The following is a 20,206-nucleotide window of genomic DNA, read 5'->3' as shown; positions in this document are numbered from 1 at the left end:
TAATTAATATATAAACATAGGCTATTCCATATAATAGTCTTTTTTATCAAATTTATTCACTAAACTCAATGCAAACCAAATAGCTGCAAATACAAATACAATTATCCAATACAAACTCTCAAACATTATATTAAATTTTGTCCATAATAAAATTATGCATATTTGAAATATAAAATTTATACCTACTATAATATTAGGTAATTTATTTTTAAATAAAGTATTATTCGAAAAACTATACACAAAAAATACAGCACAAAAATTCAAAACTAGAAATGGAACCTGCAATGAAAATTTGCTTCCTAGAAATTCAGAAATTTTAAAAGATATAATTGCCGACACAGCCATAAGAGCTCCCCTTGAACATATAAAAGGAATTTTACTCTTTATGATATCTTTATTTATAGAATAACTTATATATTCTGAGCTTTCTTCATCATGTTGGTACATAAGTGCCAATGTTGATAAAATCATAGTGAAAATATTGAATACAGAAGACTTTAAAAATAAATCCGTATTTATTTTCATAGTCCCCAAAATTGTATTTATAATTAAAAAAGCAACTATACCAAAACTACAACTAGCCAAATAAGTCAAAATTTTTCTCATTTCAGACATTATCTTTCTACAGCTTTCTATTAATTTCAAAAGATTCATAAAATCAATATCTTTAATAAATACATCACTTAATCTTTTTACGATATTGCTTCCGCTGTTAGTTATCCCTATATCAGATATTTTAAGTGCTGGAACATCAGTTAATTTCCAACCTGTTATAGCTGTAGTATATCCATAATTTTTTAATGCCTTAATAATTTCTACTTTATTTTTTGAACTAATTCTTGAAAATATATTTATTTTTTCTCCTACACGATTAAACTCTTCTTCATCCATATTGTCTATTTCAACTCCAGATATTATCTGTTGAAGTCTTGATACAATACCAAGTTTCTTACCTACTGCAAACGCAGTCAACTTACTATCTTCCGTAATTATAATTGGATTTATAGATAATTCATCAGACTTCTTTACATAATCTTCTGCAAAATCTTTTAATTTATTGTCAAATCCTATCAGTCCTACAAATACAAGATTACTCTCTATATTCTCTTTAAGACTTGGTTCATAATTAAAATTTCTATATGCAAATCCTACTACATTTAGTGAATCATTAGACATACTTATATCTGCAGTACGTATATCATTTATATCATCTTCAGTTATTTCAAGCTCAACTCCATTTTTCATTATATGAGTACATCTGTCCAATATTGAATCAACCGCTCCCTTTACACTCGCTCTATAGTTCTTGTCCATTTTATTGACAGAAGTCATAATTCGCCTATCAGTATCAAATGAAATCTGAAATATTCTTCTATGGTCTCTTTCAATCTTCCTTTTATAAATTCCGTTTTGCTGTGCAAATTTGACAAGGGCTATTTCAGTTAAATCATCTTTTGAATTTTCAATTTCTCCATTGACCAATTGTGTATCATTACATAAAAGGCCTATATCCAACATTCTATATAAATTTTCACTAACACCATCTTCCTTAAGTGTTTCTCCATCAATATCAATAAATCCATCATTTCCATATACCTTGCTTAAATCCATCCTTTTTTTTGAAAATCCACCTACTTTATCTGCACATATGACAGTTACTTTCGAAAATTTTTCAATACTGGACAAATCTTTAAAATTTACATTATTGCTTTTTTCAATATTCTTTAAAAATATATTATTTATAAGATATATTATTATAACAAAGCCTATAGGAAATGAACTAACTGAAACAATGGCAAACTGTTTTATCAGCTGATAAATATTTTTATTCCAATTATATGTTAAAAAATTAGAAATAAAAATTCCTATAAATAAAAATCTTATGTACATATTTAATATACTGCTTGTAATAGATTTAAAAAAATTTTTATTTTGCTTCTGTTCTAAAAAAGATCTTACTATATCAGCTATTTGTGTTTTCATACCAACAGCTATTACAACTCCAGTAGCATCCCCGTCAGCAACTATTGAAGACTTGAAAAGAATATTCTTCATATCTGACAAAGATATCTCCTTATCTTCTATTTTAGGTGAATATTTGTCAGATAAAACTTTCTCTCCTGTAACAGAACATTCATTTACCTTTAGATCATTTGCTTCAATTATTCTTATGTCGGCAGGTACAGACTCCCCTGAAGCAATTATTACTATATCTCCTACTACAAGTTCTTCTAAAGGAATTCTAATTGTTCTTCCTGATCTTATAATCCTTGCATTTCCCATATTCATTTTCTTTAGTTCCTTGATATCTTTCTGATCTTTATATTGTTGTAAGGCTATACATATTATATTTCCCAAAAATATAGCTATAATTACAATTATTTCCCAAAATAATTTAAAATATATAGACAATGCTATAGATAGCAGAAGATATAAAACCCACGGCTCTTTTAATTGGATTATAATGAGAGAAAAAAAGCTTTTAGTTTCCGGAATCAATATTTCATTTTTACCATATTTTTTTCTATGAGGTTCAATTTGTTCCTCATAGAGTCCATAATAACTATTACTGTCTAATTTTTTTATAATTTGACTCCAAGATTGACCATACCATTCAACCATATAATTTACCTCCCATATAAAAAGGACACAATAATACATTACTTATTAAATATCGTATTCAATTATTGCAACTTTATAAATTAATTATAATACTTTATAAATATTTTACTAATGATTTTCTCATCTTACATCAATTTTATCTTTCAACTTTTCAAATGTTTTATCTCCTATTCTATTTACATTTTTTATATCCTCTATAGAAGAAAAGTCTCCATTTTGTTCTCTATATTCTATTATATTTTCTGCCGTTACATCTCCCACTCCAGGTATACTCTTTAATTCTTCCTTTGATGCCTTATTTATATTTACTGTTCCATTATCATTTAAGCCGGATTTTTCATCTTTATTAGAATTCTTTTCACCGTCACTATCTTTTTTTATTTCATCTACATGTATATAATCCTCATCCTTTAGCTTCTTTGCCAAATTTAAGCTGTATGTATCAGCATTATCTTTGAAACCCCCTGATATTTTAACCAAATCTTCCACTCTGCTATCATTCTTAAGTTCATACACCCCAGCATTTTTAACTTGACCATTTATATATACAGTTATAGTACCATAATTTTTATTATCTTGAGTTTTTTGATTTTTAACCTCTTCTTGTTTAAATATACCCTCATTATTTGACACATTAGCAGATTTTGAGTTAGTATATCCTACAATTAAGAAAATAATAAATAGTATTAAAATTATACATGATCCAATTATTTTCTTTTTATAATTGCTCTCATTGCATTTAGCAATAAATCTATTGATTTTGTAAATTATATTCATAATTTACCTCCCTTATAATATAATGTTGCATTATTTATTACTTTGATTTACAATGTATAATTGTACTAATTATTTATATTATTGACAATTATTTAAAATTATTTAGCATATATTATATTTTTTTGGTATAATATTATAAATAAGACTTAATAAATAATCAATATAAATCTAAATTTTAAATTTATTTGACTATTTTAGGAGGAAACATGAAAAAATTAATTACATTAACAATATTACTATTATTGCTTGTTAGTTATAGCACCCAATATAAAGTTTATGCTTCACCAAAGCCTCCTTCAGTTTCAGCAGACAGTGCGATTTTATTGGATGCTACAACTGGTGAAATTCTGTATTCAAAAAATCCTGATTCCGCATATCCGCCAGCTTCTACTACTAAAATAATGACTGCACTTCTGGTATTTGAAAACACAGATTTAAACAGTGAAGTAACAGTTGGTAAAAATCCGCCTAATGTTGATGGAACTAGAGTTGGATTAATTGAAGGTGAAAAATTAACGGTAAGAGACTTATTATATGGATTACTACTTGCTTCTGATAATGATTGTGCAGAGACTCTAGCAGAGTACGTAGGTAATGGATCAATGAGCAAATTTGTAGATATGATGAATGACCGTGCTTTAGAATTAGGTGCAAATCATACTCACTTTGTAAATCCAAGTGGTTTATTTAACAAAGATCATAAGACATCTGCAAAAGATCTTGCTCTTATAATGGAAAAATTATCTGCAAATCCTGAATATTCAAAAATAGCCACTACGCTTTCATATACAATTAAACCAACCAATAAATCAAAAGCTTCAAGAACTGTTTGGAATGAAAATAGATTAGTTCAGAAAACATCTCATTATTATTATGAAGGAGCAATTGGTGGTAAAACAGGTTATACAATTCAATCCCTTCATTCTTATGTAGCGTCAGCCGTAAGAGGAGATCACAAATTGATTGTATCTTTAGTCCATGACAAGAATAAAACATTCTTTCCTGATTCAATAGCTTTATTTAACTATGGATTCAATAATTTCGAACTTGAAAAATTATATTCCAAAGGAGATCTAGTAACAACATATAAAAATGGTAAACTATTCGTACCATTAAAAGCTGAATCTGATTTTTACTATACAAAGCCAGTAGATGCAACATCAAGCCCTAAAGTTGTTTTAAAAAATACCAATTTAAATTTAAAATCCTTTAATAAAGGCGATTTTATAGAAAATGCCGATGTATTGCTAAACGGAAAAAACATTGGAACTATTAAGCTTGCAAGTGGAATAACCCATGAATCTAAAAATTTATTAAGCGAAAAATTAGATAAGACATTAAATATAAATATAATTTATTCTATCATAGGAATGGCTATTATATTTGTAGGTGGAACTATATTTTTAATGAAGAAGAGAACATAATTAAAAAGATAAGCTAAAAACTTATAATGAATCAAAGTTTTTAGCTTATCTTTTCTATTAATTCTTTCATATCCTTAGGTAATTCAGTTTCAATTTCCAATATATTACCTGTTCTAGGATGAGGAAATCTAAGTCTATATGCATGAAGTGCCTGCCTGGTTATATACTTGGAATCATCTTCTTCACAATATAATGTATCTCCATAGATTGGATATCCTATATTGCTTAAATGTACTCTGATTTGATGGGTTCTACCTGTTTCTAAAGTCAGTTTGACAACATCTCCCAAACTTAAACTTTTAAGTACACTGTAGTGAGTTATACTCTTCTGCCCTCGTTCGTCTATTATTCTCTTTATTCCCATTCCCTCAGGTTTATATATAGGAAGATTTATAACTCCCTTTTTATCTATCATTGTATTATGAACTACTGCAATATAGCTTTTTTCAAAATCTTCTTCCCTCATATCTCTTGCAAGAGCCATATGTGAAAATTGATTTTTGCCTACTATTACAAGCCCTGAAGTATCCATATCAAGTCTACTGACCAACCTAACTATACACTGCTCACCATTTTGCCTAAAATGATATATCAATCCATTGGCAAGAGTTCCACTTTGATAACACTTGGTAGGATGTACAACCATTCCAGGCCTCTTGTTTACTACTATTATATCATCATCTTCATATGCAACATCCAAATCCATCTTTTCTGGATCAATGTTTTGAGTTTCCTTCTTACATATGTCCACAGATACCCTATCTTTAGATTTTATTATATAATTAAGCTTTACTCTTTTATTATTAACTTCTATCCTTCCATCTAAAGCAGCACTTTTTATAAGTCTTCCAGATAGTCTTTGATTTTTTCTAAGATACTCTCTTAATTTTAAGCCCTGTTCATCTTCATTTATATTAAATAGCAACTTATTTTTATGTTCCATTTTATTCTCCTATATTTTGTTAGTCTGCAGTATATACTGCAAACTAACATATAAAATCAACTATAAAATTATTTTAATAATGCTATTACTTCTATCTCTACAAGAGCATCTTTGGGAAGTTTTACTTCTACACAAGATCTTGCAGGCATGTCTTTTTTGAAATATCTTGCATAAACTTCATTTACTTTTGCAAAATCACCTATATCTTTTACAAATACTGTAGTTTTAACAACATTATCAAATGAAGTACCTGCTTCTTCTAAAATTGCTCCTATATTTTCAAGAGATCTTTCAGCAGCTTTTTGAACATCTCCTGAAACAAGTGCACCTGTTTTTGGATCCAATGGTATTTGTCCTGAAACAAATAAAAGATTACAAGCCTTAACAGCCTGTGAATATGGTCCTACTGCAGCTGGTGCTTTTTTAGTACTTACTATTTCTTTTGTCATAAAAACCCTCCATTTATTTATATTGAGAAATTAAAAAATTTCTACCTTTTATAGTATTTAAGTGCAGAAGCTGGCCTTTATTTAGCACATGTCTTATTGTACTGTTGAATGAATGTAACAATGCCTTATCCAGACTTTTTCCTGCCTCCTGTCGTATATCATCAACTCCAGGAAAATCTCGCATAGGTTCAATGTAATCTGCCAAATAAATTATCTTTTCAAGAATAGTCATATTAGGTTTTCCTGTAGTATGATAAGTTACAGCACTTAATATATCGCTATCATTTATCCCCATCTTATCTTTTGCAATCACACAAGCTACTGCTCCATGAAGAAGATTAGGGGTTTCTTCTAAAACTTCATCTATATTAATTCCATTTTCATTTGCAATGGATATCAAGTCACTATCTGACATACACTTTGCACAATCGTGAATAAGGCCTGCTAATCTAGCTTTTTTTTCATCTGCTCCATATCTATTAGCCAGCTTGCCGGCTGTATCCCTAACACCCAGGCTATGCTGATATCTCTTTGGTTTAAGATTAGCCTTCAAATATTGTTCTATCTGTTCCTCATCCCACATTTTTATCATCACTCCAACATAAAATATTCTATTTATAAAGTTCATACTTTTTTATTATATCATAAACACTTTCTGGTAAAAGATAACTTATATTTCTTCCCATTTTAATATTCTGTCTTATATTAGTTGAGGATATGTCTAAAAGAGGTGCATCCAAAAATATAATTTTCGCTGCATATTTGTTTTCAATTTTCTTCTTTTGTTGTTTTATGTTTTCCATATTGAAGCCAGGTCTATTAAATACTATAAAATTACTCAATTCAAATATTCCCTTTGGATTATTCCATTCTTCCACCTGCATTAGACAATCCATTCCTGTTAAAAAATACCATTCAATACCATTTTCTACTTTATTGAAGTGCTTTAAAGTATCATATGTGTAACTTAAATTTTTCTTCTTTATTTCATAATCGCTTACCAAAAATTTTCTTTCCTCTTGTATAGCCTTCCCAACCATATCAAATCTAATAGAAGAATCAGTTATTTTATTTCCTAATTTATGAGGCGGTGTACCTGATGGTACAAATATTACTTCATCCAATTTAAGAGCATACAATGCCTCATAAGCTATATGTATGTGCCCATTATGTATAGGATCAAATGTTCCACCAAAAATAGCCTTTTTAATCATATATTTCTCTCTCCACATATATTATAGAAGATATTCAAATTCAAAATCATTTAATCTTATAATATCTCCGTCTTTTATTCCCATATTTATAAGTTCTGCCATAACTCCCTTATTTTTTAATACTTTATAAAAATATCTCAACTCATTATAGTCATTTACATTAACACTGGCAAGAAGTCTATCTACAAAACTACCTTCAACTATATAAGTAGTTTCTTCTTTTCGTACAGTATAGGTAAATCTCTTTTCTTCAGGTACAAATCTATCCGCTTCATCTATCTCCATATCCTTAACAGGTATATTGCTAAGCATTCTAGCAGCTTCCTTCATCAATTCATTCAATCCCTGTTTCGTAGCTGCAGATATTTTAAATACTTTGTCATATCCCAATTCTGCCAACTTGTTCTTAAATTCTTCAAACACGGTTTCATCGTAAAGCATATCAGCTTTATTGGCAGCAATTATCTGAGGTCTATCCCATAACTTAACATCATATTTTTTTAATTCCTCATTAATTTTAATGAAATCCGAAAAAGCATCTCTGCCTTCTATTTGAGATATGTCTACAACATGTATTAAAATTCTTGTTCTTTCAATATGTCTTAAAAATTTAAGTCCAAGTCCAGTTCCTGTTGAAGCTCCCTCTATTATACCTGGTATATCAGCTATTACAAAACTATTTATTCCAGGAACATCAACTACTCCTAAATTAGGATTTAATGTTGTAAAATGATAATTAGCAATTTTGGGAGTTGCCTTGGTAACTACTGAAAGCAATGTTGATTTGCCTACATTAGGGAATCCAATAAGTCCCACATCAGCCAACACTTTAAGTTCAAGGGAAATATATTGTTCTTCTCCTGGCATTCCAGGTTCGGCAAATTCAGGTGCCTGCCTTGTAGGAGTAGTAAATCTAACATTTCCCTTTCCACCTTTGCCACCTTTTGCTACTGTATATTTATCGCCAGGATGAGATAAATCCACCATTATTTTATTGGTATTTACATCTCTAACTACAGTACCCATTGGGACTTTTATATAAAGATCTTTTCCCTTTTTACCAAAACATTTTGATCCAGCACCATTTGTACCTCTCTCAGCTTTATACTTTCTCTTGTAAGTAAAATCCAAGAGAGTAGTACTGTTGGCATCAGCTACCAATATTATGTCTCCTCCGTCTCCTCCGTCTCCTCCATCCGGTCCACCCAGAGGAACATATTTTTCTCTTCTAAAGGATATGGCTCCATCTCCTCCATCTCCTGATTTTACAAATATTCTAGCAGTATCTACAAACATTTTATCACTTCCTTCTAATTCAAATATGTTATTATTTTAAAAAAGACACCCTATAAGGGTGTCCTATGCAGTATTATTCAACTACTAATTCTTCCTCAGGTAAAGGATACACACTAGCTCTTTTTCTATCTCTTCCTACTCTTTCAAATTTAACTATTCCGTCTACTTTAGCAAAAAGAGTATCATCAGAACCTCTACCAACATTATTTCCTGGATGAATTTTTGTTCCTCTCTGTCTAACTAATATGTTTCCAGCTAAAACAAATTCTCCATCTGCAGATTTAGCCCCAAGTCTCTTGGATTCACTATCTCTACCATTTTTTGTACTACCCATTCCTTTTTTATGGGCAAATAATTGAAGATCCATTGTGAACATACAACTACACCTCCTTTACACTTATACTTATATATTTATCATAATTAAATTCTATTTTTTTTAAGCCAAGCAACATAGTTTCCATAAGTACCTGACACTTTTCAATATGTAATGCTGACATACCCTTTAATGAAAAACTTAGGAATCCATCATCTATAGAATATTTCACATTAAATTTAAGTACTTCTGTCAATCCAATCAATATACTCTGCGATAAGACAGAAACAGCACAACATACAAGATCATATCCATCATCTACTGAATCTGCATGACCCTTTAATTTAACTGATATCAATTTAAAGGACCTTTTTTCAAATTCCACCTTAATCATATCTAGGCATCAATTTTTTCTATCTGTAATTTAGTATATGGCTGTCTATGTCCCTGTTTCTTTCTATAGTCTATCTTTCTCTTGTACTTGAATACAACTATCTTTTTATTCTTTCCTTGAGCTAAAACCTTGGCACTTACTTTAGCACTTTCCAATTCAGACTTTCCAACAACTAATTTGCCATCTTCCTTGCTTACTGCAAGTACATTGTCAATTTCAACTGTTGAATCCACATCAGCATTGATCTTTTCAACATATATAACGTCTCCTTCTGAAACCTTATATTGTTTTCCTCCAGTAACTAAAACTGCGTACATTAAAACACCTCCTCAATCCAGTCTCGCCTAAAAGGTATGTATATTTAAGTATACAATTTATCAAACCTAATTCGAGCGGTCTACACATGGTATTGTAGCATACATAACTTTCTTTGTAAAGCTTAGAAAACTCCATCTATTTATTTAATTTAAATTTTTTAAATTCATCAATTTGATTTGAAAATACAAGGGGCTCCACTTTAAAATATTCAGTATCTGAATATGTCAAATATATATTTTTATGTTTTGATCCTATACTGTTCAAAAAATATTGAGTGCTTTTTTCAACGTCTCCTTTATAAGTATTTCCAATTTCAATATGAATATTCTGTATAATGCCTTCCTCATTTATTCTTCCTATCTCACTTTTTATTAACATACTTATATAGGAAAACTTGATTCTACTTCCACTTCCCCTACAGCATTTACACTTTTCCTCTATACTGTCATATATAGATCTTCCAAATCTTTTTCTAGCAATTTGTACTAGATTAAGCTCTGTAAATTGATATACTAGAGTTTTATTTTTGTCATCAAAAAATCCTTTTCTCAGTAATTCTAAAATTTGCAATTTGTTTTCTTGCTTATCCATATCTATAAAATCTATTAAAATGATTCCACTTAGATTTCTTAATCTTATCTGTGTTACAATCTCTTGTGCAGCCTGTAGATTTGTAATAAACACAGTATGCTCCATAGAACTTCCCTTTACATTCTTTCCTGAATTTACATCTATAACATACATTGCTTCAGTCTTATCTATAACTATGTATCCACCGCATTTTAGATAAACCCTTTTATTTCTAAGGGATAGTATTTCATTTTCTATATTATAGTAATCAAATATATTTCTATTGCCTGAATAAAATTCAATATTATTTATATTATAGTTATATTGTTCTAAATGTACCTTTATTTTTTCATAATCATCTTCATTGTCAACATATATCATAAAATTATCATCCTGTAATTTATCTTTCAATGTTTTTCCAATCATTCCATCACCTGAAAAAATCAGCCCTTGTTTTAAAGAGTATTCATTCTTTATAATTATTTTTTTATAGATTTCATAAAGGCTATCAAATTCTATTTTTATAGTCTCTAAAGAAACTTCATGACCTAATGTCCTAATCATTATCCCCATACCATCCGGTATGCGTAAATTATGTATAATATTTTTCTTGAATTCATTATCAATTATTTTTTTTGAAAACTCAATACCTTTACCAGTGTTATTTAAAACACAGTATTTCCCGGGTATATTTATACAATTTGATACACGTGCACCTTTGTTCCCAAGATCCTCTTTTATAACCTGAACAAGAATTTCCTGTCCTTTTTTCAACTTTGAATTTTTCAATCTATTATCAAGATACATATATACATTTTTATTTTCACCTATATCTATAAAAACAGATTTTATAGCAGGAACTATGTTTTTTACTATACCTTTATACACTTCACCTGGGTATGGCTGACCATTTTGTTGAAAAAATAATTCTTTAAGTATATCCTGTTCTCTAAATGCAATCCTCAAAAATTTCTCATTTCTATCTATAAATATCTTTTTCAAAATTTCACACCTTCTATTCAGTTAAACGCCACTAGTTTATCAAGTGTAATTAATTTATTATCAATCTTTCCATACATTTCTTCTCTCATTATGTCTATAAAAGCATCTTTGTCAGATCCTTCTGTTCTCTCTTGAATATATTGTCCCAAAAGTTCTGCAGACAGGTTTTCCCTGCTTCCACAACTTATTACTGTATCTATTACAAGTACATTATCTTTTAATTTATAATTTATGCTCTTTATAAATTTTTTTATATTTGCTTCTACTTTTCCTCGCTTGCTCTTTTTTAATGTATTCCACTGATCTTCTTTTAATAATTCCTCCATATTGGATAAAGCATTTAAAGGATTTGAATACTTTATTTTTATAATATACTTTGCAGCATAAACTTCAGCCATTGATTTAAATGTTTTCTTATTTGGAATATCATTTATTTTGTCTGCCTTAAATATCTTTACTCCTGCAGGTGCACTTTCATTTAATTTTTCTTTTATATGATTTTCACAAACTTCCTTTTCAAAACAAACATCCATATAATCCCCGCAAGAATATACACCTACTGAAAGCGGCTGAGCAATTGACATATTTATATGTGGATTAAAACCTTTTGAATACTCTACTGGAAGTTTTGATCTTCTCATCATTCTCTGTATTGTTCTCATAAGATCCAAATGGCCAATAAATTTTATACTGCTATCCTTGCTGAATTTTATTAAATACCGAACCATTAAAACACTTCCCATCCAGGTTAATATTTACTCCACAATTTTCGCATACCAATCTACAATCTGGAGTTACTTCAGATAATTTGGCTCTTTCATTTTCTCTTATTAAATACTCTTTATTTACTCCTACGTCTATAAAATCCCAAGGTAAAATTTCATCATAGTCTCTCTGTCTATAGGCATAGAAATCACCATCAACTCCACATTTTTCAAATGCTAAAGTCCATACATCAAAATTGAAATACTCTGACCATCCATCCAGCTTGGCACCCATTTTAAAAGCTTCCACCAATATATCGCAAAGTCTTCTATCTCCTCTTGCAAATACGGCCTCCAAATAACTTACAGGACTTTCATGCCAGTTATAGGTTATCTGCTTTCTTTTAATGGATTTTCTAAGTACCTGTATTTCCTCTCTAACATCTTCCATTTTTATTTGTGGTGACCACTGAAAAGAAGTAAATGGTTTTGGAACAAATATAGACGTACTTACAGTTACTTTTAATCCTTTTTTTCTCTTTTCCTTTGGTACTGAAAAGTACTGATCTACAACTTTTTCTGCTAAATCAGAAATCCCGATTATATCATCCATAGTCTCATAAGGAAGTCCTATCATGAAGTATAATTTTATAGTAGACCATCCTGATTCAAATGCACTTTTTACTGAGTCCATAAGATTCTTTTCAGTAACTCCCTTATTTATGACATCACGCATTCTCTGACTTCCTGCTTCTGGTGCAAAAGTCAGTCCTGTTTTTCTTACTTTCTGTATTTCATTTATAAGGCCTACAGAAAAAGAGTCTACCCTAAGAGATGGTAGTGATAGACCAACTTTATCCCCTCCATATTTCAGCATAAATGAGTGTACTAGATTTTTTAAATCAGAGTAATCACATATACTCAAGGACGTAAGGGAAACTTCCGAATAACCTGTATTTTCTATAATACTATCTGCCTGATCTAAAAGTTTATCAGTTGTTTTTTCTCTAACTGGTCTATATATTATACCTGCCTGACAAAATCTACAGCCTCTTGTACATCCTCTAAATGTTTCAAGCATTATCCTGTCATGAACTATATCAGTATATGGTACTATAAGCTTATCAGGATAATCAACTTTGTTTAAATCCTTTATTATTGTCTTTTTTACTTTAGAAGGGACATCTTCATATATGGGACTAAACTTTTTTATTGTACCATCATTATTGTAATCCACAGTATAAAGTGATGGTACATATACTCCCTCTATATGAGATGCCTCTCTTAAAAATTTCTTTTTATCTCCCTTATATTCTTTATAAACTTCTATTATCTCCTGAAGTTGCTCTTCTCCTTCACCAAGAGAAAACAAATCTGCTATATCATACAACGGCTCAGGATTATATGCACATGGTCCTCCACATATTACTAAAGGATCATCTTCACTTCTTTCGGAAGCCCTTATAGGTACCCCCGCCAAATCAAGCATATTTAGTATGTTTGTATAGCTCATTTCATATTGAAGTGTAAATCCTATGAAATCAAAATCCTTAATGGGATCTTTGCTTTCAAGAGCGTACAACAATATTTCCTTTTCTCTCATTAAATTTTCAAGATCAGGCCAAGGTGTAAAGACTCTTTCACAATACGTATCTTCTCTTTTATTCAAAATGTAATAAAGTATTTTCATTCCAAGATGAGACATTCCTACTTCATATACATCTGGAAAACAAAACGCAAATCTTACATCTATATTATTTTTATCTTTTATAAAGCAGTTCAGTTCCCCCCCAATATATCTGGCAGGCTTCTCTACTTTAAATAATATATCATCAGAAATTCTGTTCATTAAAAATCCTCCTCTTAAGTACATTTCTATATTCTAACATAAGAATAATTTTTTTTAAACACTATTATTCTTCAAAAATTCCTCTAAAGTAATGTTACCATATATCTTGAGTGCATCTACTATTTCTTCTTCATACACTATGTCCATAACCTTCATTGAATCGTTTAATACCATAAATACATTGTACTTATTTTTATCAAACATACTCATAGCCGTTAACAAATTCTGTTTGTAATGTATGGATAGGTGCCTATTCTCTATATAACCTCTTTTTATAAATTTATATTTTTTCTTAAATATATCTCCCATAATTATATATGCTATCCTTTCATTTTCTTTAAGAGAGGACATGACTATGAACAGTCCTATGATTCCTACATTAAATACACTATACTTCTTTAAAAAACTTATTACATAAATAAGCATTAATATAATACCTATAATAATGCTCACTCTAATCATAATTTTATTAGCTTTTCTATAATTGGTTTTAAGATTTAGAATACTTCTAAATATTCTACCTCCATCCAAAGGAAAAGCAGGTATTAAATTAAATATTCCTATAGCTAAATTTATACAGCTAAATGTATAAAATACATGCATGCCTGACTTTGAATAAATAGTATAAAATATTAGTGAAAAAGCTAAATTTGCCAGAGGTGCACAAGCTGAAATTGCAATATCCTCTTTTGGGGTGGCTTCGTCTAAATCCTTTAGTTTTATAACTGTTCCAACAGCTATAAATTCTATATCAAATCCGGAAATATTATAATGTCTTGCAAATATATAGTGTATTAGTTCATGACAAAAAACCACTATAAATGTATAAAGAATTTGTTCTCTATAGCCTATGATAATTAAAAATATTACATATGGAATAAAATATCTGCTTATTTTTATCAAGAAATCTGTCTCACAAACATTCTAATTCGGCAAATTAATTTGCACTCTATTGATTACATTCTTGGTCTCATCTTGTATATCTTTAAACGAAATGTTTTTTATCCGATTTTTTATACTATTATAATCATAGGTTTCATTTATAACTTTTTTAGAATAACTATATACAGCTTTAGTTCCAGGAGTTGATATAAACCTGCATCCCACTACAATAACAGATAAAATCAAAACCCCCGTTAAATCCCTTATAATCCTCTTCGTAATAAACTTTCCTATATTAAATTTATTATTGCTATTATTAGTTTTATTGTAATGTGGAATATATTTAGCTTTTCCTTTTAACTGATTGTAATAATCTTCGTATTGTGAATTGTAATATCCCAAAACTTATCACCCTTCTATATCATTATACATAACCTATATATATTTAAAATACTTGTAAATTATGATAAACAGCAGCATAAAAATAAGAGAAACCAGCATAAATCTTATACTGATTTCTCTCATTATACGATTACTATTTATTGTTTACATGCATTCCAAGAACTTTGACAAATACTTCTGCAGCTGCAAGATTGGTAGCCAGAGGTACACTATGCACATCACATATTCTAAGTAGTGCAGATATATCAGGTTCATGAGGTTGGGCTGTAAGTGGATCTCTCATAAAAAATACAAGATCTATATCACCTTGAGCAACTCTTCCTCCTATTTGCTGATCTCCTCCTAAAGGTCCTGAAAGGAATCTATGCACTTCCAATCCTGTAATTTCACTTATAAGCTTTCCAGTAGTTCCTGTACCAAACAATTCATGTTCTTTAAAAACATCCTTGTATCTTCTTACAAAATCCACTATATCATCTTTCTTTTTGTCATGTGCTATAAAAGCAATTCTCATTGATCTTCCCCCTTGATTTAAAAATTAATCTTTTTTCTTCTCATTCCTATATTTAATACGAGAGCTAGGCCAATAAATGCACTTAAAAGAGAACTTCCTCCATAACTCATAAAAGGCAGTGTGATTCCTGTTATAGGAAACAGCCCTATGGTCATTCCTATGTTCTGCAGTATTGAAAACAACATTGTAGATACCATTCCAACACATACTACTGACCCAAATATATCCTTGGACTCCCGTGATATAGTTATAATTCTATATAGTACAATGGCATAAAACAATATGAGTACTCCAGCTCCCAAGAATCCCCATTCCTCTCCTACTACAGAGAATATAAAATCAGTAGATGCAAATGGAACATAGCCTCCTGAAATTTGAGTTCCCTTTAGAAATCCCTTTCCAAGCACTCCTCCAGATCCTATTCCTATTTGAGATTGCAGAAGCTGAAGTGAGTAACTTTTAGCATATTTCTCCGGACTAAACAATGCCAGCACTCTCATCTTCTGATATTTTTCTATAAGTGAAGATTTCCACGCTATAGTTACTATTCCTGCAACAGCTGCAACAGCTATACCTATACTTTTCAAATTAAGTCCTGACACAAAATATATGCCAAATACAGTAAAAAAGCAGACCATTGTCATTCCCAAATCAGGCTGTTTTACTATAAGAGCCATAGGTATCAATGCATAAATTGTCAATTTTAAAAAATTTCTAATATTGTTTATATTTCCATCCATATCATCCAGCTGTTTTGCCAACATTACAATAATTCCTATTTTGGCAATCTCAGATGGTTGAAAGGAAATAGATCCTAATTTTATCCATGATGCAGCTCCGTTAACCGTAGATTTAATACCCGGGATGCAATTTAGGACAAGTAAAAATACTCCAAACCAATATATTATACTAGAATAATTTTCTATTATCTTATAATCAACAACCAATATAATATATGTCAATATAATTCCACCTATTATCCATATAAGCTGACTTTTCAAATAACTAAATCCTGATGTCATACGGGTAGCACTATATATATTCAAAACTCCAAATACAGCAATAATCAACACCGTTATAATTATTGTAAAGTCAAGTTCTCTTAAAAGTCTTCTGTCAATAGCCAATTTTTCAAGCATTTTATCTACCTCCATTATAACTATATAAATTATACCATATAGTTATTAAAAAGCTATGTACAAATTTATACATAGCTAATTTTTGTGCTTTACTTTTTTGATGGGTATGCTTGCAACCAATGCTGGAGATCCTTCTCCTACATCTTCTTCAGCACTTGTCATCTTCACTTCTACATCTCCACAATCAATTTCTATATATTTTGACAATACTTTTAGAATATCCTCTTTTATATTTTCCAATAAATCAGGGGACATATTGGATCTATCATGTATAAGTATTAATCTTAATCTTTCCTTTGCCACCTCTTTAGAAGGCTTTTTTGAAAAGATCTTAAATAAGTCCATCAAATTACCTCCTATTTAATACCAAATAATTTTTTAATAGATGAAAGGAATCCCTGCTGACCTGCACTTAAATCCATAAATGGTACATTCTCGCCGGTTATCCTCTTTGCTATATTTCTAAATGCATGTCCAGATACTGATTTGTTATCTAAAACTACAGGTTCCCCTTTATTTGTTGATACTGTTATTTCCCTGTCATCAGGTACTACACCTATTAATTCTATGGCAAGGCTGTCCAATATATCATTTACATCAAGCATTTGTCCATTTTTAGTCATTTCATAATTTATTCTATTTACTATAAGTTGATGATTTTCAAGCCCCTTGGAATCCAATTTTCCTATTACTCTATCTGAATCTCTTACAGATGTAACTTCAGGATTGACTACAATTAATGCTCTGTCCGCTCCTACAATTGCATTTTCAAATCCCTGTTCAATTCCTGCAGGACAATCAATTATAACATAATCAAACTCTCTCTTTAATTGGGATATTAGATTAAACATATCCTCACTATTTACATCTTCTTTATCTCTTGTCTGTGCTGTAGGCAAAAGATATAAATTAGCAAATCTTTTGTCTTTTATAAGTGCCTGCTTTAATTTGCATTTTTCCTCTATTACGTCTATAAGTGTAAATACAATTCTGTTTTCCAGTCCCATAAGAACATCTAAATTTCTAAGTCCCGTATCTCCATCAACTAAAACCACACTTTTATTCAGTCCAGCTAATCCCGTTCCTATATTAGCTGTAGTAGTAGTTTTACCAACTCCTCCTTTACCTGATGTGACTACAATTGATTCTCCCATAAAAAAACCTCCATTATATAAATTTGTTAGGTAAATAAGGCTCAACAATTATTGTATTACCTCTAATTCGTGCTACTTCAGGATATCTTGGCTTTATACTGTCTTCTGGTGACCTGGTTACCACGTTTGCAATTTGAAGCATTTCAGGTTCAAGATAAAATGAAGCAACTATTGCCTTGGAGTTGCCGCTAAATCCAGCATGGGCAAAACCCCTGAGTGCACCAAAGACAATTATATTACCTCCTGCATATATTTCAGATCCGGAATTCACATCACCAATTATAACTATATTACCAGAATAATTTACAACCTGTCCACTTCTAACTGTCCTTCGTACAAATTTAGTCCGCCCTTCATAAATCCCTGAAAATATTTTGGTGGATTTTTCCTCTCTGTCTTCAAATATACAATCCTTTATCAAAAATTCTTCGAATAAAATATCTTTAAGCTTTCTATATTGTCTATCAGTTATGTATTTAAAATCAGTAGTTATTTTAAGGGTGCATCCTTTATAAAAAGTTTTTCCCGGTGAAAGCCTCCTATTTAAAGTTTCAACCATATCATCAAAATCTCTAAACTTATTCATATTTATAATTATGTTTATTCCATCTCTATTTCCTTTAATTACTATATTATTATCATTATTATCGAACATGTCAGTAGACCTCCATAATACACCTATTATATTATTCAACACCGTTACTGTAAATCCTGCTAATTTATGATTTTATTTTGAGAAATAATAGAACTTGCAAACAATTTAATTTATGGTATAAAATAGGAATACTATTATTTTTATTCAGTAAAATCAATAATAAAAAGACTTCTTGATTGATAAATACAGATAAGGCTAATCTTGAATATATCTAACTTAAAATCTATTATAATCTACAGATTAAAGAAGTGGTTAATGCTTATTAATGGAGGTATTGTTATGCGAATAATTAATCAAATTTTAAGAACTATTACTATAATACTATGTTTATTCAGTATATCTATACATGTATTGGTAATATTATTATATATTAGCACCAATGTAAAAGATAAATACTTTTGTGTTAGTTTAACATTTGTTACATTTATTTTATATTGTTTTTATAAGAATAAATTAAGTAAAAAAATTTATAATATATTAATTCTTATTTTAGCACCTACACTGATTTTTATGCCATACATATATTTCAACTATATTAACACAAATTTTAGATATACATCTTTTTTAGATATAATTACCGAAAGAGATTCTATAGTTATTATATGGCCTATACTGTTTATTTGTATGTCTACTTTGTTTAATTACTTTATTTCTAAAAAAAATAATAAACATCAGTAAGTTGACCTATACTGATGTTTATTATTTATAATTACAAAGTGTTCAATATATATTTAGAAAAAGCTAATGTAGTTGCCTGTTCTATTTCACTAGTCGGCTTAATTCCTTCTTTTGTTGTTGCAAGGCTTAATAAAGAAGATCCACCTATTTTTTTTCTAAATCCATCATCACCGGTCATAATATCATAAATTTTACTATTTAATTGATGTATAGTAATACCAGTAAGTCCCAAATTGTTTAATAATATATTTCTTCTAACTAATCCATCTACAGTTGAAAAATACTCATCAATCAAATTTCCAACTTTATTATCCTTAATTTTTTCAGCAAGGTATATGGCATCTATATCATTTTCGATATCCATTCTCGAGCAACTATATGAAGTACTTCCAATGATCTCAACTGCTAATTCATCTAATGATCTATTTACATTTTCCGGCTTATTTTTTAAGTCTGTTAAATCTGCCATTGCAGTTGCTACATCACCTCCCCAACCTGTCCAAAAATCTGGAACAATATGATCTAATACTAATCTATTATATCCTAGTGTTGTTGCAGATAAATGCGGCAAGTCAGTTCCCTTATTGTGTATATATGCTGTTAATGTATTATCATTTTGAATATATGGTGTTATTTCATTTACAAGATCACTTTCACCTTGCTTCAAGTATTCTATAAAGCCTAGATCATTTGGTCCTAGTGTTAATAGCCATGCATAACCTGTATATCTTAAGGACCTTAAATAATTATACACTAAAGTATTTCTAGAGCTTAAATCGTATGTATCAGCTGCAAGAACAAGATATGTCTCTGCTGCACTATCCAATCTTTTCAATAGCAGAATAATCTTTGCTATTTGTGAAACTCCATTATTTTTACCAGAAGATATATCATTGTCAATTTCTAT

General features: G+C 29.7%; 21 protein-coding genes and 1 pseudogene. 1 reads left to right on the top strand and 21 read right to left on the bottom strand.

From position 1 onward, the window contains the following. Window positions 1-21: 21 nt before the first annotated feature. Complete coding sequence (locus tag KM800_RS11565; RefSeq protein ID WP_217813218.1) at window positions 22-2,622, bottom strand: cation-translocating P-type ATPase; 2,601 nt, start codon at window positions 2,620-2,622, stop codon at window positions 22-24. A 120-nt stretch (window positions 2,623-2,742) separates the two neighbouring features. After that, on the bottom strand, window positions 2,743-3,399 hold the full coding sequence (locus tag KM800_RS11560; RefSeq protein ID WP_217813217.1) for a helix-hairpin-helix domain-containing protein: 657 nt from the start codon (window positions 3,397-3,399) through the stop codon (window positions 2,743-2,745). A gap of 206 nt (window positions 3,400-3,605) precedes the next feature. Here KM800_RS11560 and KM800_RS11555 point away from each other — a divergent pair, with 206 nt between their 5' ends. After that, window positions 3,606-4,823, top strand: a complete 1,218-nt coding sequence (locus KM800_RS11555; RefSeq protein ID WP_217813216.1) for a D-alanyl-D-alanine carboxypeptidase family protein — start codon at window positions 3,606-3,608, stop codon at window positions 4,821-4,823. Window positions 4,824-4,863: 40 nt separating this feature from the next. On the opposite strand, the gene KM800_RS11550 is transcribed toward KM800_RS11555, so the two are convergent. The 19 genes and pseudogenes from KM800_RS11550 to KM800_RS11460 all read right to left on the bottom strand — a co-directional run. Then, window positions 4,864-5,766, bottom strand: a complete 903-nt coding sequence (locus tag KM800_RS11550; protein WP_217813215.1) for an RluA family pseudouridine synthase — start codon at window positions 5,764-5,766, stop codon at window positions 4,864-4,866. 68 nt (window positions 5,767-5,834) lie between these two features. Continuing rightward, window positions 5,835-6,215, bottom strand: coding sequence for a RidA family protein (locus tag KM800_RS11545; RefSeq protein WP_217813214.1), 381 nt, complete (start codon window positions 6,213-6,215; stop codon window positions 5,835-5,837). Window positions 6,216-6,228: 13 nt separating this feature from the next. After that, a complete protein-coding gene (yqeK, locus tag KM800_RS11540; RefSeq protein ID WP_217813235.1) occupies window positions 6,229-6,798 on the bottom strand; it encodes a bis(5'-nucleosyl)-tetraphosphatase (symmetrical) YqeK in 570 nt (189 codons plus the stop codon). A 28-nt stretch (window positions 6,799-6,826) separates the two neighbouring features. Then, window positions 6,827-7,429, bottom strand: a complete 603-nt coding sequence (gene nadD / locus KM800_RS11535) for a nicotinate-nucleotide adenylyltransferase (protein WP_217813213.1) — start codon at window positions 7,427-7,429, stop codon at window positions 6,827-6,829. Window positions 7,430-7,450: 21 nt separating this feature from the next. Continuing rightward, entirely contained in the window at window positions 7,451-8,725 is a 1,275-nt protein-coding gene (gene obgE, locus KM800_RS11530) for a GTPase ObgE (protein ID WP_217813212.1), read from the bottom strand. Between the two features lie 73 nt (window positions 8,726-8,798). Further along, window positions 8,799-9,101, bottom strand: coding sequence for a 50S ribosomal protein L27 (gene rpmA, locus KM800_RS11525; protein ID WP_217813211.1), 303 nt, complete (start codon window positions 9,099-9,101; stop codon window positions 8,799-8,801). A gap of 4 nt (window positions 9,102-9,105) precedes the next feature. Beyond that, window positions 9,106-9,432 carry a ribosomal-processing cysteine protease Prp gene (locus KM800_RS11520; protein ID WP_017894832.1) on the bottom strand — a complete coding sequence of 109 codons (327 nt, stop codon included), beginning with the start codon at window positions 9,430-9,432 and terminating at the stop codon, window positions 9,106-9,108. Between the two features lie 2 nt (window positions 9,433-9,434). Further along, on the bottom strand, window positions 9,435-9,749 hold the full coding sequence (gene rplU / locus KM800_RS11515) for a 50S ribosomal protein L21 (RefSeq protein ID WP_217813210.1): 315 nt from the start codon (window positions 9,747-9,749) through the stop codon (window positions 9,435-9,437). 136 nt (window positions 9,750-9,885) lie between these two features. Next, window positions 9,886-11,322 carry an Rne/Rng family ribonuclease gene (locus KM800_RS11510; RefSeq protein WP_217813209.1) on the bottom strand — a complete coding sequence of 479 codons (1,437 nt, stop codon included), beginning with the start codon at window positions 11,320-11,322 and terminating at the stop codon, window positions 9,886-9,888. Window positions 11,323-11,339: 17 nt separating this feature from the next. Then, complete coding sequence (locus tag KM800_RS11505; protein ID WP_217813208.1) at window positions 11,340-12,050, bottom strand: TIGR03936 family radical SAM-associated protein; 711 nt, start codon at window positions 12,048-12,050, stop codon at window positions 11,340-11,342. Next, window positions 12,016-13,875, bottom strand: a complete 1,860-nt coding sequence (locus KM800_RS11500; RefSeq protein ID WP_217813207.1) for a TIGR03960 family B12-binding radical SAM protein — start codon at window positions 13,873-13,875, stop codon at window positions 12,016-12,018. Before KM800_RS11500 ends, KM800_RS11505 begins: the two co-directional genes overlap by 35 nt. 54 nt (window positions 13,876-13,929) lie before the next feature. Further along, window positions 13,930-14,778 (bottom strand): M50 family metallopeptidase, encoded by an 849-nt coding sequence (locus KM800_RS11495; RefSeq protein WP_217813206.1) that lies wholly within the window; start codon window positions 14,776-14,778, stop codon window positions 13,930-13,932. A gap of 21 nt (window positions 14,779-14,799) precedes the next feature. After that, entirely contained in the window at window positions 14,800-15,159 is a 360-nt protein-coding gene (locus KM800_RS11490; protein ID WP_217813205.1) for an endopeptidase, read from the bottom strand. Between the two features lie 133 nt (window positions 15,160-15,292). Next, on the bottom strand, window positions 15,293-15,673 hold the full coding sequence (gene mgsA / locus KM800_RS11485; protein WP_217813204.1) for a methylglyoxal synthase: 381 nt from the start codon (window positions 15,671-15,673) through the stop codon (window positions 15,293-15,295). Between the two features lie 17 nt (window positions 15,674-15,690). Beyond that, window positions 15,691-16,812 (bottom strand): rod shape-determining protein RodA, encoded by a 1,122-nt coding sequence (rodA, locus tag KM800_RS11480; RefSeq protein ID WP_217813203.1) that lies wholly within the window; start codon window positions 16,810-16,812, stop codon window positions 15,691-15,693. Between the two features lie 75 nt (window positions 16,813-16,887). Next, on the bottom strand, window positions 16,888-17,157 hold the full coding sequence (gene minE / locus KM800_RS11475; protein ID WP_017751247.1) for a cell division topological specificity factor MinE: 270 nt from the start codon (window positions 17,155-17,157) through the stop codon (window positions 16,888-16,890). Between the two features lie 11 nt (window positions 17,158-17,168). After that, a complete protein-coding gene (gene minD, locus KM800_RS11470) occupies window positions 17,169-17,966 on the bottom strand; it encodes a septum site-determining protein MinD (protein ID WP_217813202.1) in 798 nt (265 codons plus the stop codon). A gap of 13 nt (window positions 17,967-17,979) precedes the next feature. Then, window positions 17,980-18,621 (bottom strand): septum site-determining protein MinC, encoded by a 642-nt coding sequence (gene minC / locus KM800_RS11465; RefSeq protein WP_217813201.1) that lies wholly within the window; start codon window positions 18,619-18,621, stop codon window positions 17,980-17,982. Window positions 18,622-19,330: 709 nt separating this feature from the next. Next, window positions 19,331-20,206: pseudogene (locus KM800_RS11460) on the bottom strand (hypothetical protein); the annotation flags it as partial.

This window comes from Clostridium tyrobutyricum, assembly GCF_019144085.1.
In the GTDB taxonomy this organism is placed as follows: domain Bacteria; phylum Bacillota; class Clostridia; order Clostridiales; family Clostridiaceae; genus Clostridium_B; species Clostridium_B tyrobutyricum_A.
This window is presented reverse-complemented; position numbering and strand designations above follow the sequence as displayed.